The 14,477-nt window shown below is 62.0% G+C and carries 14 protein-coding genes; 5 read left to right on the forward strand and 9 right to left on the reverse strand.

Going from position 1 to position 14,477, the window contains the following annotated elements; genetic code table 11:
- Positions 1-54: 54 nt before the first annotated feature.
- Positions 55-897 (reverse strand): methylated-DNA--[protein]-cysteine S-methyltransferase, encoded by an 843-nt coding sequence (locus ANTHELSMS3_RS04040; RefSeq protein ID WP_094033756.1) that lies wholly within the window; start codon positions 895-897, stop codon positions 55-57.
- A gap of 193 nt (positions 898-1,090) precedes the next feature.
- Between ANTHELSMS3_RS04040 and nth the strand changes: the two genes are divergently transcribed.
- The 3 genes from nth to ANTHELSMS3_RS04055 all read left to right on the forward strand — a co-directional run bounded on the left by nth (position 1,091) and on the right by ANTHELSMS3_RS04055 (position 4,077).
- On the forward strand, positions 1,091-1,735 hold the full coding sequence (gene nth / locus ANTHELSMS3_RS04045; RefSeq protein ID WP_094036913.1) for an endonuclease III: 645 nt from the start codon (positions 1,091-1,093) through the stop codon (positions 1,733-1,735).
- Positions 1,732-2,721, forward strand: a complete 990-nt coding sequence (locus ANTHELSMS3_RS04050; RefSeq protein ID WP_094033757.1) for an adenosine kinase — start codon at positions 1,732-1,734, stop codon at positions 2,719-2,721. The genes nth and ANTHELSMS3_RS04050 overlap by 4 nt, the downstream gene beginning before the upstream one ends.
- Positions 2,722-2,889: 168 nt before the next feature.
- Complete coding sequence (locus ANTHELSMS3_RS04055) at positions 2,890-4,077, forward strand: S8 family serine peptidase (protein WP_094033758.1); 1,188 nt, start codon at positions 2,890-2,892, stop codon at positions 4,075-4,077.
- A 3-nt stretch (positions 4,078-4,080) separates the two neighbouring features.
- Here ANTHELSMS3_RS04055 and polA read toward each other — a convergent pair whose 3' ends face one another.
- The 4 genes from polA to ANTHELSMS3_RS04075 all read right to left on the reverse strand — a co-directional run bounded on the left by polA (position 4,081) and on the right by ANTHELSMS3_RS04075 (position 9,109).
- Positions 4,081-6,888: a DNA polymerase I gene (polA, locus tag ANTHELSMS3_RS04060; RefSeq protein ID WP_094033759.1), complete on the reverse strand. Its 2,808-nt coding sequence runs from the start codon at positions 6,886-6,888 to the stop codon at positions 4,081-4,083.
- 138 nt (positions 6,889-7,026) lie between these two features.
- Positions 7,027-7,728: a PAQR family membrane homeostasis protein TrhA gene (gene trhA, locus ANTHELSMS3_RS04065; RefSeq protein WP_094033760.1), complete on the reverse strand. Its 702-nt coding sequence runs from the start codon at positions 7,726-7,728 to the stop codon at positions 7,027-7,029.
- A 178-nt stretch (positions 7,729-7,906) separates the two neighbouring features.
- A complete protein-coding gene (locus ANTHELSMS3_RS04070; RefSeq protein WP_094033761.1) occupies positions 7,907-8,818 on the reverse strand; it encodes a pirin family protein in 912 nt (303 codons plus the stop codon).
- A 111-nt stretch (positions 8,819-8,929) separates the two neighbouring features.
- Positions 8,930-9,109, reverse strand: a complete 180-nt coding sequence (locus ANTHELSMS3_RS04075) for a zinc-finger domain-containing protein (RefSeq protein WP_094033762.1) — start codon at positions 9,107-9,109, stop codon at positions 8,930-8,932.
- Between the two features lie 67 nt (positions 9,110-9,176).
- Here ANTHELSMS3_RS04075 and ANTHELSMS3_RS04080 point away from each other — a divergent pair, with 67 nt between their 5' ends.
- Complete coding sequence (locus ANTHELSMS3_RS04080; RefSeq protein WP_254694838.1) at positions 9,177-10,112, forward strand: ABC transporter ATP-binding protein; 936 nt, start codon at positions 9,177-9,179, stop codon at positions 10,110-10,112.
- A gap of 169 nt (positions 10,113-10,281) precedes the next feature.
- Here the strand turns inward: ANTHELSMS3_RS04080 and ANTHELSMS3_RS04085 are convergent, their stop codons facing one another.
- Both ANTHELSMS3_RS04085 and ANTHELSMS3_RS04090 read right to left on the reverse strand, forming a co-directional pair.
- Positions 10,282-10,650: a histidine triad nucleotide-binding protein gene (locus ANTHELSMS3_RS04085; RefSeq protein WP_094033764.1), complete on the reverse strand. Its 369-nt coding sequence runs from the start codon at positions 10,648-10,650 to the stop codon at positions 10,282-10,284.
- A 118-nt stretch (positions 10,651-10,768) separates the two neighbouring features.
- Positions 10,769-12,343, reverse strand: coding sequence for a DUF5928 domain-containing protein (locus ANTHELSMS3_RS04090; protein ID WP_094036914.1), 1,575 nt, complete (start codon positions 12,341-12,343; stop codon positions 10,769-10,771).
- A 130-nt stretch (positions 12,344-12,473) separates the two neighbouring features.
- Between ANTHELSMS3_RS04090 and ANTHELSMS3_RS04095 the strand changes: the two genes are divergently transcribed.
- Positions 12,474-13,289: a sulfotransferase family protein gene (locus tag ANTHELSMS3_RS04095; protein ID WP_094033765.1), complete on the forward strand. Its 816-nt coding sequence runs from the start codon at positions 12,474-12,476 to the stop codon at positions 13,287-13,289.
- 30 nt (positions 13,290-13,319) lie between these two features.
- Here the strand turns inward: ANTHELSMS3_RS04095 and rpiB are convergent, their stop codons facing one another.
- Complete coding sequence (gene rpiB / locus ANTHELSMS3_RS04100; protein ID WP_094036915.1) at positions 13,320-13,769, reverse strand: ribose 5-phosphate isomerase B; 450 nt, start codon at positions 13,767-13,769, stop codon at positions 13,320-13,322.
- Positions 13,770-13,863: 94 nt separating this feature from the next.
- On the reverse strand, positions 13,864-14,442 hold the full coding sequence (locus tag ANTHELSMS3_RS04105) for a DUF1285 domain-containing protein (protein WP_094033766.1): 579 nt from the start codon (positions 14,440-14,442) through the stop codon (positions 13,864-13,866).
- Positions 14,443-14,477: the final 35 nt, after the last annotated feature.

Here is a 14,477-nt window from a genome sequence, read left to right on the forward strand (position 1 = left end):
ACAACGGCTTGGCGGCAGCAGTGAAACTCCCCCTGCGAACAGCGCGTTACCCGCTCAGGCCTCCAACCGGACCGCTTCCCATGCCAGGATCGCGCGCTTGACCGGAAGTCCCCAGTGATACCCGCCCAGACCGCCCGATTTGCGCAGCGCCCGGTGGCAAGGGATCAGGTAGCTGATCGGGTTGCGACCCACCGCCGTGCCCACGGCGCGCACCGCCTTTGGATGCTCGATGGCCTGCGCGATCTCCGAGTAGGTGGTGACATGGCCAGAGGGGATCTGCATCAACGCCTCCCAGACCTTGATCTGAAACGGCGCGCCGATCATGAACAGCGGCACCGGTCCCTCTGCCTTGACGCCAAAGGCGCTCAACACCCAAGGCCGCAGGCGCATCGGGTCTTCGACGAAGTCAGCCTTGGGCCAGCGCCCCACGAGATCCTCCATCGCCGCCTCTTCGGTGGTTTCAGCGGAAAAGCCGATACCGCACAGCCCCTTGTCCGTGCCCATGACCAGCGCCGGGCCAAAGGGGCTTTCGAACCAGCCCCAATAGATCGTCAGCCCCGCGCCCGCGCGGGCAAAGTCACCCGGGCTCATCGCCTCCCACCGCAGGAACAGATCGTGGAGGCGACCGCCCCCTGACAGACCGGTGGCAAGGGCCGTTTCCAGCGTGGTAAAGCGGTCCGCCAACAGCGTCTTGGCGTGGCCCAGCGTCAGATACTGCTGATAGCGCTTGGGCGAGACACCCGCCCACTGCGAAAACAGCCGCTGGAAATGCGCGGTGCTCATGCCCATTTCGCGGGCGATCTGCTCCAGCGTGGCCTGCGGCCCCAGCCGATCGACAACCTCGATGGCGCGGCCCATGACCTGATAATGATAGCTGTCGGTTTTTTCCTCAGGCATGCTGGCCTCCTATGACCCTGTCATAACCTGAGCACAGCGCGCGGACGATCCGATTGTTGCGCATAGGCGCGCGCGCGGCAGGGGACGTCGTGCCAGACGCCTGCTTGCAACATGTCGCCAGGAGAATTTCAGCCAAGAAGAAGCCGGGGGCCGGGGCTTGCAGCAGGGGCGCGTTCTGGGCATAGGGATGCGCATGGCCAAGCAGCTTGACTATCACACGATCCGCACGATTTTCGATCGGTTTCACGCGTCAGAGCCGGAACCGAAGGGTGAGCTGAACCACACCAACGCCTATACGCTGGTCGTGGCGGTCGCCCTGTCTGCGCAGGCCACCGATGCGGGCGTCAACAAGGCCACCGAAAAGCTGTTCCAGATCGCCGATACGCCGGAAAAGATGCTCGCCCTCGGCGAAGAAGGTGTCATCGAACACATCAAGACCATCGGCCTGTTCCGCAACAAGGCCAAGAACGTCATCAAGATGGCGCAGATCCTTGTGGACGACTACGGCGGTGAGGTGCCTAACTCCCGCGCCGCGCTGGAAAGCCTGCCGGGCGTCGGACGCAAAACCGCCAACGTGGTGCTCAACATGTGGTGGCATTACCCGGCGCAGGCCGTCGACACCCACATCTTTCGCATCGGCAACCGCACCGGCATCTGTCCGGGCAAGGATGTCGTCGCTGTCGAACGCGCGATCGAGGACAACATCCCCGTCGATTACCAACAGCACGCCCATCACTGGATGATCCTGCACGGCCGCTATATCTGCGTCGCGCGCAAACCCAAGTGCAAGGCCTGCATCATCAACGATCTCTGCCCATTCGAGGAAAAGACAACATGAAGAAATTCCAGGTTGTCGGCATCGGCAACGCCGTCGTCGACGTGATCGCCCGCACCGAAGATGACTTTCTGGCAGACATGGGGATCGAGAAAGGCATCATGCAACTGATCGAGCGTGACCGCGCCGAACAGCTGTACGGTGCCATGGGCAACCGGGTGCAGACCCCCGGCGGATCGGTCGCCAACACCATCGCTGGTCTGGGCAACCTCAAGGCGCGCACCGCCTTTATCGGGCGCGTGGCGGATGACGATCTGGGCATCTTTTACGCCTCCGCCATGAGCAATGAGGGCATCGCCTTTGTGAATGATCCGGTGGCGGGCGGCGAACTGCCTAGCTCGCGCAGCATGATCTTTGTCTCGCCCGATGGCGAACGCTCGATGAACACCTACCTTGGCATCTCCGCCGAACTCGGCCCCGAAGACGTGTCCGAAGATGTCGCCGGTGAGGCGGAATACCTCTTTCTTGAGGGCTACCTGTTCGACAAGGACAAGGGCAAAGAGGCGTTCCTCAAGGCCGCGCGCGCCTGCAAGGCCGCTGGCGGCAAGCCCGGCATCGCCATCTCCGACCCGTTCTGCGTCGAACGTCACCGCGACGATTTCCTGACCCTGATCGAGAACGAGATGGATTTCGTCATCGGCAATGAGGACGAGATCCGCTCTCTTTATCAAAACGACGATCTGGAGGCCGATCTGCGCGCCGTGGGTGCAATCTGCCCGCTGGTGGTCTGCACGCGGTCTGGTGACGGCGTAACCATCCTGCACGAGGGCACGCGCATCGACGTCGGCGTCGAAAAGATCGTGCCAGTCGATGCCACCGGCGCGGGTGACCAGTTCGCTGCCGGTTTCCTCTACGGTCTCGCCACTGGCGCGGACATGGAAAAGGCCGCACGCATGGGCAGCGCCGCCGCGCGTGAGGTCATCAGCCACATGGGCCCCCGCCCAGAGGCAAACCTGCAGGACCTGTTCCGCGCAGAGGGCCTGCTCTGACCCGGATAGCAGCCTGATCTGACACCGCTTTTCACCGACCGCCGCGCGGGCGGTCGGTTTTTATTGTGACGTCATCGCGTTTTCACGCGGCATTCACGCTGTACCCGTTCCGCTGTTCCCATCCCGACGTTAACCTTTCAATGGGTGATGTCCGGTGTGGAGTGGCTCATGACGCGGTACATCCTTCTTCGCGACCCGACCGGGAACTGGCGGCGCTCGCCCGTGCCGCTGGCAGGGGGGATCGCGCCGCAGGACCCGGACGCCCCTGCCGCGCCGGTGGTCGAGACCGCCGATCTGTCGCCGCAAGAGGTGCGGGATACCATTGATGATCCCACCTTGCTGACGCTCCAGCCCGCGATGTGTACCCGTTTGATCGCGCCAGAGCCGATGGATGAACTGCGCTCTGCCGACGCCGTACCCGGCTGGGGTCTGCGCGCCATCGGCGCGGACTGGACACCGTCCAGCGGTGCGGGCGTGCGGGTTGCCCTGCTGGACACCGGCATTGACGCGCACCACCCGGTTTTTTCCGGGATCGACGTCACGGCACAGGACTTTGCCGGGACCGGTATTGCCGATGCCAATGGCCACGGCACCCACGTCGCGGCCACTGTGCTCGGCCGCGATCTGGGCGGCACGCGGGTCGGCGTCGCCCGCGGTGTCACCGACCTTTTGGTCGCCAAGGCGCTGGCCGACAATGGCCGTGGCCGGTCCGAGGATTTCTTTCAGGCGATGCTTTGGGCGCTCCGGTCCAAGGCCGACATCATCGGTTTTGCACTGGCTTTCGATGTGCCCGGCCAGATTGATGCACTGACTGAAGAGGGCTATCCCACCGCGCTGGCCACATTGGCCGCCGTCCACGCCTATCGCGGCAACCTGCGGATCTGCGAAGTATTGTTGCAGATGATCGCGGGCGATCAGGCCCCCTTGCTGCTGGGCGCGGTGGGCAACGACTGCCTGCGCACCATCACGCCAGAGTTTGAAACCGGCCCGTCGGCCCCGGCGGCGGCGGCGGGTGTGCTGGCAATTGGCGCTTGTGGTCCGGATGAGGCCGGGTTGTCACCCGCCCCCTTTTCCAACGTTGGCGCGGCGCTACTGGCCCCCGGTGCGGGAATCATCTCCGCCGGTCTGGGCGGCGGTCTGCGCACCCTCAACGGCACCTCCATGGCGCTGGCCCATGCGGTGGGGATTGCCGCGCTCTGGGTCGAGCAGATGCGCAAGGAGGACACGCCTGTGACCGCACAGACGCTGGCCGCCAAACTGATCGGCACGGCCACCCGCGCGCCCCTTGGCCCGCGCGCATCCAGTGTCGAGTGCGGACACGGCTTGGTGCAGGCCCCGAAAGGGGCGCTGGAGTAACGCCTAGTGCGCCTCGGCCCAGTTGGCGCCCTGACCCGCATCCACCACCAACGGCACGTCCAGCTTTAGCACCGGATCACAGGCGTTTTCCATGATCCCGCGCGCGACGCCGATCAGATCGTCCACCGCGCCTTCCTCGACCTCGAACAGCAGTTCGTCGTGGACCTGCAACAGCATCTTGGCGGGCAGCCCCTTGATGGCATCGGGCATCCGGATCATCGCGCGCCGGATGATATCCGCCGCCGTCCCCTGAATCGGCGCGTTGATCGCGGCCCGCTTGGCAAAGCCCGCACGCGGCCCCTTGGCGGCAATCTCGGGCGTGTGGATCTGCCGCCCGAACAGCGTCTCCACCCGCTTGTGCTCCTTGGCGAATTCCACCGTGGCATCCATATAGGCGCGGATACCGGGGAAACGCTCAAAGTACCGGTCGATGAACCCTTGCGCCTCGGCCCGCGGAATCCGCAAATTCCGCGCCAGACCAAAGCCGGAAATCCCGTAAATCACGCCAAAGTTGATCGCCTTGGCCTGCCGCCGGATATCCGGCGTCATCTCGTCCAGCGGCACGTTGAACATCTCGGACGCTGTCATCGCGTGGATGTCCTGCCCCTCGCGGAACGCCTGTTTCAGCGCGTCAATCTCGGCCATCTGCGCCAGAATCCGCAACTCGATCTGGCTGTAGTCCAGCGACACCAGCACATGCCCCTCGGGCGCGATAAACGCCGTTCGGATGCGCCGCCCCTCCTCAGATCGCACTGGGATGTTCTGCAAATTCGGATCGGTCGACGCCAGACGCCCGGTGTTGGCGCCGGTCTGGACATAGGACGTATGCACCCGCCCGGTGTCCGGGTTGATGTGCTCCTGCAAGGCATCCGTGTAGGTCGATTTCAGCTTGGACAATTGCCGCCAGTCCAGCACCCGGCGCGGCAGTTCATGTTCCGTCGCCAGATCCTCAAGGATATCCGCGCCGGTGGAATACTTGCCGTTCTTGCCGCGCTTGCCGCCCTCTAGGCTCATCTTGTCGAACAGGATTTCGCCCAATTGCGCGGGCGAGCCGACGTTGAACTTTTCCCCCGCCAGCTCGTGAATCTCTTCCTCCAGCTGCACCATCTTCTGAGCGAAAGCGTTGGACATGCTGTTCAGCACATCGCGATCCACCTTGATACCGGTCATTTCCATCTGCGCCAACACCGGCACCAGCGGGCGCTCCAGCCCCTCATACACCCGCGTCACGCGGGCGACATGCAGTTGCGGCTTGAACACCCGCGCCAGCCGCAGTGTCACATCCGCATCCTCGGCCGCATAGCGCGTCGCCTTGTCGATGGGCACCAGATCAAAGGTGATCTGGCTTTTGCCGCTGCCAATGATCTCTTTGATCGGGATCGGCGTGTGCGACAGATAGCGTTCTGCCAGCGCGTCCATCCCGTGATTGTGCAGGCCGGAATTCATCGCGTAGGACATCAGCATTGTGTCATCAATCGGCGCAATCTGAACCCCGTACCGCGCCATGACCTTGGCGTCGTACTTCATGTTCTGGCCGATTTTCATCACCGCCGGGTCTTCCAGCAGCGGCTTGAGCGCGGCAAGCGCCTGCTCCAGCGGAATCTGCCCCTCGGCCAGTTCATCCGACCCAAACAGCCCCTCACCGGATTCGGCCCGGTGGATCAGCGGGATGTAACAGGCGGAACCGGGATCAATACACAGCGAAATCCCCACCAGATCGCAGGTCATCTCATTCAGGCCCGTCGTTTCGGTGTCGAACGCCACGGTGCCGCGCTCATTGGCGCGGTCAATCCAGACCTGCAAAGCCGCCAGATCGCCAACCGTCTCATAGCGGTCGGGGTCGATGGCGGGCCAATCCGGGTCCTCAGACCGCGGATTTGCCCCCTCCGGCGTGGTGTCGGGCATCACCGGTGCCTCAACGCCCAGACCATCGGCAATCCGCTTGGTCAGGGTGCGGAACTCCATCTCTGACAGGAACCCCAGCAGGTTCTCCGGCACCGGGTCGCGCACCTCAAGGTCATCCAGCGTAAAGGGCAGGTCCATGCCCTCATCCAGTTGCACCAGCTTTTTCGACAGCTCGATCTGTTCGCGCTTTTCGATCAGGGTCTGGCGACGCTTGGGCTGCTTGATCTCTTCGGCCCGGTCCAAGAGTTCCTCAAGCGATCCGAATTCATTGATCAACAACGCCGCCGTCTTGATCCCGATGCCCGGCGCGCCCGGCACGTTATCGACCGAATCCCCGGCCAAGGCCTGCACATCCACCACCCGTTCCGGGCCGACGCCAAACTTTTCCATCACCCCTTCGCGGTCGATGCGCTTGTTCTTCATCGGGTCAAGCATTTCCACGCCGTCGCCGACAAGCTGCATCAGATCCTTGTCCGACGACAGGATCGTCACCCGACCACCCGCCTCACGCGCGCGGCAGGCCAGCGTGGCCATGATGTCGTCGGCCTCAAAGCCTTCGATCTCTTTGCAGGCGATGTTGAATGCCTCTGTCGCGCGGCGGGTCAGCGGGATCTGCGGGCGCAGATCCTCTGGCATCGCCTCACGGTTGGCCTTGTACAAATCGTACATGTCGTTGCGAAAGGTGTGGCTGCCCTTGTCAAAGATCACCGCCACATGGGTCGGCGCATCCGGGCCGGTGTTGCCCTCAACATAGCGGTGCAGCATGTTGCAAAAGCCCGAAACCGCCCCGATGGGCAGCCCGTCGGATTTGCGCGTCAGCGGCGGCAGCGCGTGGAAGGCGCGAAAGATATAGGCCGATCCGTCGATCAGATGCAGGTGGCATCCCTTGCCGAAAGTGCTGGCCATCTCCGGCCCCCCTCATGTCGCGATGTTTTCCCAGATGTGCCATGAACAGCGACGGGGTGCCAGCCGCCGAATGTGCCGCCCGCAAGGATACCCGGCCAAAGCCGGTGCAAAGCGGTTTGCAAGCGCGCTTGCCCCCGGTCAGTTCGCCGCCACCACGACGCCCGGCATGGCAGCGCACAAAAACACCGCCACGAAAAAGACGATAGAGGCGGCAACCACCATGGAATGCCAGATCGTGTTGTGAAACCGCAGCCGCGAGGCCAGCAAAAAGGGCGTCCCGGCGGAATACAGCACCCCGCCCACCACCATCAGCACGATCACCGACAATGGCAGCGCCCCCATCAGGTCGCGCCCCCCGATCACCACGGCCCATCCCGAGGCAAGGCACATGGCCACCGCCACCCCTGTCGGCAAACGCCGGTTGATCAAGGTGACCGCCGCAGCCCCCGCCGCCGCGCCCCAGATCGCCGTCAACAGGCCCCAACTGGTGCCGGTCAGCAGCGCAAAGGGTGTATAGGTGCCCGCGATTTTCAGATGAATGGCCGACATGTCGATCCGCCGGAACAGGTCCGACAGATGCGGCCGCCCGACGTGATTATACAGCAGGGAGGCGGTCAGCATCGCGATCAGCGTCACGCCGTAGATGGTCACGCCGACAACCCCGGCGGCATCCCCGCGCCAGACCGCCGTCATGGTGATCAGCACCGGCACCGCGCCCAGCGCCAGAACCAGCGCCGCCAGATGCACGATCTTATCACTGGTCAGTTCCGCCGGGCTATAGTCGCGCGGCGAGGCGGTGATCGGTGCGGATGCGGATGCTGTCTGACTTGGGCTGTTCATGTCATCACGGTATAGTAGCAGGCTGCCATTTCAACAGCCTGCCACCGAAGGGTAAGCAAGTCGTGACCACCTGTGCAGAAATGCCGCAACCGGGGCCACAAAAGTTAACGGTAGGTAAAGCCGTCTCTGTAACCCCTTGATTTTGCGAACGTGGACTGCTGTCCACGCGTGGACACCTCTAATGGGCGGGCTGAATAAAGGTGCCGTTGCGCAGGTCTTTCATCGCCTGTTGCAGCTCTTTTTGCGTGTTCATCACGATCGGCCCACGCCATGCCACAGGCTCTTGAATGGGCTTGCCGGCCACCAAAAGGAACCGCACGCCCTCAGCCCCTGCCGTCACCTTGACCTCATCCCCGTTGCCGAATTTCACCAGCGTCCGGTTGCCGGAAAGGTCACGGATGTTCACCTCCTGCCCGCCGAACTCTTTTTCAACACGCACCCCAACGGGGGCCGATGCCTCGGCAAAGCGACCCGCCCCGGCAAACACATAGGCAAAGGCATTGGCCCGCGTATCCACCGGCAAAACCTTGGTCACACCGGGGGCCACCGACACGTCCAGATACAAAGGATCGGCGGCGATACCATCCACCGGCCCCCGCTTGCCCCAGAACCCGCCGGTGATGATCTTCACCCGCGTGCCGTCGTCGTCGATGATCTCAGGGATATCCGCGCCCTGAATGTCCTGATAACGCGGGCCCGTCATCTTCAACGAAGACGGCAGGTTCGCCCACAGTTGAAAGCCATGCATCTGCCCGGCAGCGTTTCCGCGCGGCATCTCTTGATGCAGGATGCCTGATCCGGCCGTCATCCACTGAACGGACCCGGCCCCCAACACACCCTCATTGCCCAGAGAGTCGCCGTGGGTAACCTCACCTTCCAGCACATAGGTGATCGTCTCGATCCCACGATGCGGATGCCAGGGAAAACCGCGCGCATATTGGGCCGGATCGTCATTGCGGAAATCATCCAGCAACAGAAACGGATCGGTCTCAGCTGTATCGCCGAAACCAAAAACGCGGTGCAGATGCACACCTGCGCCCTCCATCGTGGGCTGCGCGTGGGACTGTGAAAGAACAGGTCGGAAGGTCATGGCAAACTCCTGTTAAAGCTTGCCCAAAGATAAAGTGGCAAAGCCCGCCACCCAAGATCCATCCCCGCACAGACATGGTGCGCGCCGTCACAGGATCGACAGGACGGCCCCTCAGACCTTGCCTTCGAATCCCGCCTGAACGTATTTCGCGTCACAATACGGGCATTCGACAAAGCCGGTCTCCAGCGGGATCTGCAACCAGACCCGCGGATGCCCAAGGGCCCCGTCGCCGCCGTCACAGGCGATGCGAAAGCTCTCGACAATCTTCGTCTCGGGCGCTTGGGTCGTCATCTGGTTCCCTTTCGAGATGCACTGGCCTATCTGCCTTATGAACAATGCCGCGAGGGGGAGCAAGACGTTGGACAACAGACAGGGCGACGCAGCCATCCGCATCGACGGACTGACCAAGACGTACGCAGGCGGCAAGCAGGCGCTGAAAGGCATCGACCTGACCGTGCCCGCGGGATCGGTCTTTGGCCTGCTCGGGCCAAACGGTGCCGGGAAATCCACGTTGATCAACATTCTCGCCGGGCTGGTGATCAAGACCAGTGGCAAGGTGGACATCTGGGGCTGGGATCAGGACCGCAACCCACGGCAAAGCCGCGCGTCCATCGGCGTCATGCCGCAGGAGCTGAACCTCGACCCGTTCTTTACCCCGCGCGACGCGCTGGAGGTGCAGGCCGGCCTGTATGGCGTGCCCAAGGCGCAGCGCCGCTCTGACGAGATCCTGGAAATGGTCGGCCTGACCGACAAGGCCGGGGCCTATGCCCGCACGCTGTCCGGCGGGATGCGGCGACGCCTGCTACTAGCCAAGGCGCTGGTACACAGCCCGCAGGTGCTGGTGCTGGACGAACCCACCGCCGGGGTTGACATCGAATTGCGCCAGATGTTGTGGCAGAACGTCCGCCGCCTGAACAAGGACCGCGGCATGACCATCATCCTGACCACCCACTACCTCGAAGAGGCCGAGGAAATGTGCGATGAAATCGCCATCATCAACCACGGCCAGAAAGTAGCGCAGGACAGCACCGTCAACCTGCTCGGTCGTCTTGACGCGCGCACCATGGTGATCAACCCTGAAACCGCACCTGACACCCTGCCAGACGCGCCGGGAATCGACGCCGAAGAACGCCCCGATGGCAGCCTCGCGCTGACCTATCGCTCAACCCGGACCAGCGCCCAGGATGTGCTTAATGCCGTACAGGCAGCAGACATCCGCATCCGCGACCTGCGCACAGAAGAACCCGATCTGGAGGATGTCTTTCTCGCGCTGACCCGCAGCACCGCCACCTGATCGCGAAACACCGAGCAATCCGATTTCTTCTTGGGTCAAATACCCAAGTATGCCGCCAACCTACGGCACACCCCACCTAAGTGGGGCGTCGCCTTTCCACACGCCCCGAACCCGTAGGCCGCAGGCCGAAGGGTAAGACACCCTGCGCGCCGCAAGGCGCTCTACCAGATCACGCCTTGTCCAGCATCCGGCCCAGTGGGCGGCCCGACAGGATATGCACATGCAAGTGCGGCACCTCCTGCACGCCGTTGACGCCGGCGTTGGCGATCAGACGGAAACCGTCCGCCTCCAACCCCTCCATCTTGCAGACCTCGCCCACGGTACGGGTAAAATCGAGGATCTCGGCGTCCGAGGCATCCTGTGCGAAATGGTCATAGCAGACATAAGGCCCCTTGGGGATCACCAGCACATGCACCGGCGCCTGCGGATAGATATCACGAAAGGCCAGCGTGTGCTCTGTCTCCAGCACCGTTTTGTTGGGGATATCCCCCGTCAGGATCTTCGCAAAAATGTTCTCGGGATCGTAGGTATAGGCCATGCTGCGCCTCTTCAGAGCGGAAAGGTGCCGCGCCCCGCGCGCCGGGGCGGGCTTCGCCCCGTGGCATAGCCGCTACAGCGCAAAACGCCACAGGATTCGTGCCCTCAGGCGCGGCATTTCAGTCCGCGAAAAGATGATCATGCGACACGATCTCTTCGGCGACGCTGGGCGGCACCGTCAGGAACGTTTCAATCGCCTGCGTATGGGCCACACGCGAATCCGTTTCACGCAAGCTGGAATGATTGTCGAACTTCGCATCCCGGATGCGATCGCTTTCGTGCAGCAGATCGTTACGAACCGTGGGCAACAACCGCGCCAGCGTGTCCGCTGGTGTCCGGTCCCCGGCAAGACCTGAGCGCATCGCATGACCAACAAGATACTCATCGGAAAAGTGGCACTCGATCTCCAACATCCGGGTCTGCGCCCGGTCGCGGGCGAAATCCTCCAGCAAGTCCAGACTGCCGGGATCCAGACAAATCACCAGCCGGTCGGTTTCATAGTAATCATACAGCATCCGCATCAACGCGCGGCGGTGGCGATGCCGTTTGCCCATGGTCGACTGAATGCCCCCCAGATCGGGTAGCGGACAACTGTCTTCGTTGAACAGGTATTCGATGCAGGGGATGTTGGTCATCTGCTGGATACGGTCGGTCAGCCGTTTGGCCACATGCCATTTCTTGCAAATCACGATCAACAGCTCGCGCTCGCGCCCCAATGAGCTTTCGGTTTCCCAGAAGCGGGGCGAAAACCGCCGCCCGGTCCGGCCCCGTTCTGTCAAGAAATTGAACAGCGACCGCCCCTCGTTCGAAATGCGGAATTGCGCCTTTTCAGCCGCATACAGCACGCCGAGGCGGCGGCGCAATTCAGAGGCGTCGGTGCTGATCTTGCGGGCGAACAGATAGTCCTGACTCAACAGCAGGTCGTAGTGATCGTTGTAGAAACTGACCGGCATCCCGTAGTCGGTGAACAACAGAAAGGTCAGCGTGCGGCTTTCGATCTCCTGCCCGGGCACCAAATGGCGCACCAGCGTCTGGAAAAACGTCTCATCCGGAATCCATGTCGACGCAAAGAAACGGACCACGTCTCGGCGTTTTTTGACGAATTCAAGAATCGCCTCAATGGTGCGCCGCCGCAGGCACCACCATTGGCTGCCGACCATAACCTCTATGTCCTCGGGGATTTTCCGGGTCAGCCCCAGCCGCCTCTGCGCCTCGAACATTGCGTAAAACCGGCGCTTCTGCGTGCGTTCGTTGAACCAGTGACGGTAGACCAGCCGCTCTTCGCGCCAGCCCGTCTTGATCCAGTCCGACTCGAAGTAGTCAAAGCTTTCGACATAGTCGCACTCGCGTCGATCCAAAAAGCTGTGGGCGTATTCCGCCGATTTGATCGCCATGCAATCGCCGGACAGCATGTAGAAATGGGTGGCGCGCGGAAAGGCGTCCACCGCCGCCTCGACCGCGTTCAGGGTCGCCCGCACAAGGCTCCATTCGCCCCAACCGCACTTAATCCGCTTGGCAAAGGCGACATTCGGGTTGTCCTTCAACGCGGCGCGGATACGGCCAAAGGACCCCGCCCCTGAGCGGGCATCGAAATGGATCGAAATATAGTCGCCCACAGCGGTCAGGCTCTGCGCCTGTTTGATGATGGCGTCAGGATCTTTGTGGCACAGCAGGATGAAGGCAACTTTTGCCATTTTGGTGATCAATCGCCCCAATTTAGCCCGATTGTTTATGTTGATAGTGATGAAGACCTGTTGAATAAACCTGCTTTGCCGGGAATTTTTCCCCGTCATACCGGCAGCGGGGACCAAAGGGGTAATAAATATGGGATTTCCGGGCACTTGGATGACCGAGAGCGAAAGCGTCGTGTACCGCGTCGTGCCGAAATGCGCCTGCTCGACGATCGGACAGATCCTGTATTATTCCGACCACGGCACTTTTTTTGACGGCGACATTCACGACGCGCAGAACGGCCTGCACAAATGGGCGCTGGAGGCCAGCCAACCCATCATCACAGCCAATGTCAAGACACGCTCAGCCTATGCGTTTACCTGCGTGCGCAACCCCTACACCCGCATCCTGTCCAGCTTTTTTGACAAGATCTGCGGCATCCAGCGCAACGGCAAACGCTATCGCGGCAACCTTGTGCCGCTGCTGATCCAGAAGTACGGGATCGAGGTGGGCGACGCCCCAGATTTCGAGTTTGACCAGATCCGCAGCTTTCGCCGGTTTCTGCTGTTCGCCCGCGACACCATCCGCTGGCGCCGCCCGATGGAGCCGGACATTCACTGGTCCGGCATGTCCGGCCATGTGGGCACCTTTATCGTCAACGGTGGCCTCTACAACAAGATCGTCTGGACAGAGACGTTTGACGAGGGAATGCAACAAGTGCTGGACAATATCCAAACGCGGCACCCAGTCGATCTATCGGCAATCCCCCGGTTCAACGAATCCGAAGGTCACGGACCGAAACGCGCACATCCGGTCGAAGATTATTTCGACGACATGTCGATGCACCTGATCAAGGAAATGTACGGCCGCGATTTCGATCTGTTCAAATACGACTTCGACAATCCGGGCAACAAGCTGCCCATCGGCGAGATCGATCTGGATGAGGTCCACGCCAAACTGGGCGACTGATCGCCGCCCTGCCCGTTGCGGCGCGGCAGCTCAGCCTTCCAGTGCCGTGATCATATCGACGCGGGTGCCGTGGCGTCCGCCTTCAAAGGCGGTTTCCAGAAAGGCGTCGACGATTTCCAGCGCCAGCCCCTCACCGACAACGCGCGCACCCAGCGACAGGATCTGCGCGTCATTGTGGGCACGGATCATGCGCGCCGAAAACGGGTCAGAGCAGACACCGCAGCGAACGCCAGCCACCTTGTTGGCGGCCATCATGATGCCCTGCCCAGTACCGCAAAGGATGATGCCCAGACTGCAATCGCCGGAGGCTACCCGACGCGCCGCCGCAGCGCCGTGTTCGGGGTAATGGGTGCTTTCGGGGGTGGTCGGCCCGATATCCACCGCCTCCCAGCCTTTGGCCTCGATGTGTTTTGCGATGGCCTGCCGCAGGTCAATGGCGGCATGGTCGCTGGACAGGACAATACGTTTTGTGTCGGTCATGGTGGCTTGGTTCCGATTTCCGGGCTGTCTGGGGTTTGCGGCAGCCTCTATCATGGCCTTGGCCCGCATGCCCAGCCAAAGTGACCCGGCGCCCTTAGCCCAAGTCTGCAGACGGAATGATAGGAAAAAACTGGCCACCGGACCACACTCCAAACCAGCCGTCATGGTGAACCCCCAGATCGACCAACCGGTAAAAACTCTTGCGATCTATCAGCGCCTCAAGGTTGGCTCGGACCAGCACATAGGGGGACGGCTCTCCCGTTTCGGGGTCGCGCTCTACCCGGATCGGATGCTCTGGCCCCGCCGCCGCCAGATCGCCAACGTGGGTCTCAAAAGTCAGGATCTGCGACTCACCTTCGCCCTCCGACTCAAAGTCCACCGCCACAAACGGTGCATCATCGACGGTAATTCCGACCTTTTCGACCGGAGTGACCAGAAAATAATCATCGCCATCTTTACGCAGGATCGATGAGAAAAGTCGCACCAGCCCGAATCTGCCGATTGGCGTGCCAAGGTAGAACCAGGTGCCATCCCGGGCGATCCGCATGTCCAGATCACCGCAAAAGGGCGGATTCCACTTGTGCACGGGCGGCAGTCCCCGGCCTTTCCCCGCCGCGCGCGCCGAGGCTGCAAGCCCCTCTGCCGATGGGGTCACGAGATTTTGTCCACTCATAGTTTTTGCCATTCTCCTCTCAGTAGATACATAGT

It is taken from the genome of Antarctobacter heliothermus (genome assembly GCF_002237555.1).
In the GTDB taxonomy this organism is placed as follows: Bacteria; Pseudomonadota; Alphaproteobacteria; order Rhodobacterales; family Rhodobacteraceae; genus Antarctobacter; species Antarctobacter heliothermus_B.

What these genes read in the sequence shown, in the direction of transcription:
- ANTHELSMS3_RS04040 (WP_094033756.1), bottom strand. Translation starts at nt 897, where the DNA reads ATGCCTGAGGAAAAAACCGACAGCTATCATTATCAGGTCATGGGCCGC.
- rpiB (WP_094036915.1), bottom strand. Translation starts at nt 13,769, where the DNA reads ATGACCGACACAAAACGTATTGTCCTGTCCAGCGACCATGCCGCCATT.
- ANTHELSMS3_RS04095 (WP_094033765.1), top strand. Translation starts at nt 12,474, where the DNA reads ATGGGATTTCCGGGCACTTGGATGACCGAGAGCGAAAGCGTCGTGTAC.
- polA (WP_094033759.1), bottom strand. Translation starts at nt 6,888, where the DNA reads ATGGCCAGCACTTTCGGCAAGGGATGCCACCTGCATCTGATCGACGGA.
- ANTHELSMS3_RS04085 (WP_094033764.1), bottom strand. Translation starts at nt 10,650, where the DNA reads ATGGCCTATACCTACGATCCCGAGAACATTTTTGCGAAGATCCTGACG.
- trhA (WP_094033760.1), bottom strand. Translation starts at nt 7,728, where the DNA reads ATGAACAGCCCAAGTCAGACAGCATCCGCATCCGCACCGATCACCGCC.
- ANTHELSMS3_RS04070 (WP_094033761.1), bottom strand. Translation starts at nt 8,818, where the DNA reads ATGACCTTCCGACCTGTTCTTTCACAGTCCCACGCGCAGCCCACGATG.
- ANTHELSMS3_RS04050 (WP_094033757.1), top strand. Translation starts at nt 1,732, where the DNA reads ATGAAGAAATTCCAGGTTGTCGGCATCGGCAACGCCGTCGTCGACGTG.
- ANTHELSMS3_RS04105 (WP_094033766.1), bottom strand. Translation starts at nt 14,442, where the DNA reads ATGAGTGGACAAAATCTCGTGACCCCATCGGCAGAGGGGCTTGCAGCC.
- nth (WP_094036913.1), top strand. Translation starts at nt 1,091, where the DNA reads ATGGCCAAGCAGCTTGACTATCACACGATCCGCACGATTTTCGATCGG.
- ANTHELSMS3_RS04090 (WP_094036914.1), bottom strand. Translation starts at nt 12,343, where the DNA reads ATGGCAAAAGTTGCCTTCATCCTGCTGTGCCACAAAGATCCTGACGCC.
- ANTHELSMS3_RS04075 (WP_094033762.1), bottom strand. Translation starts at nt 9,109, where the DNA reads ATGACGACCCAAGCGCCCGAGACGAAGATTGTCGAGAGCTTTCGCATC.
- ANTHELSMS3_RS04055 (WP_094033758.1), top strand. Translation starts at nt 2,890, where the DNA reads ATGACGCGGTACATCCTTCTTCGCGACCCGACCGGGAACTGGCGGCGC.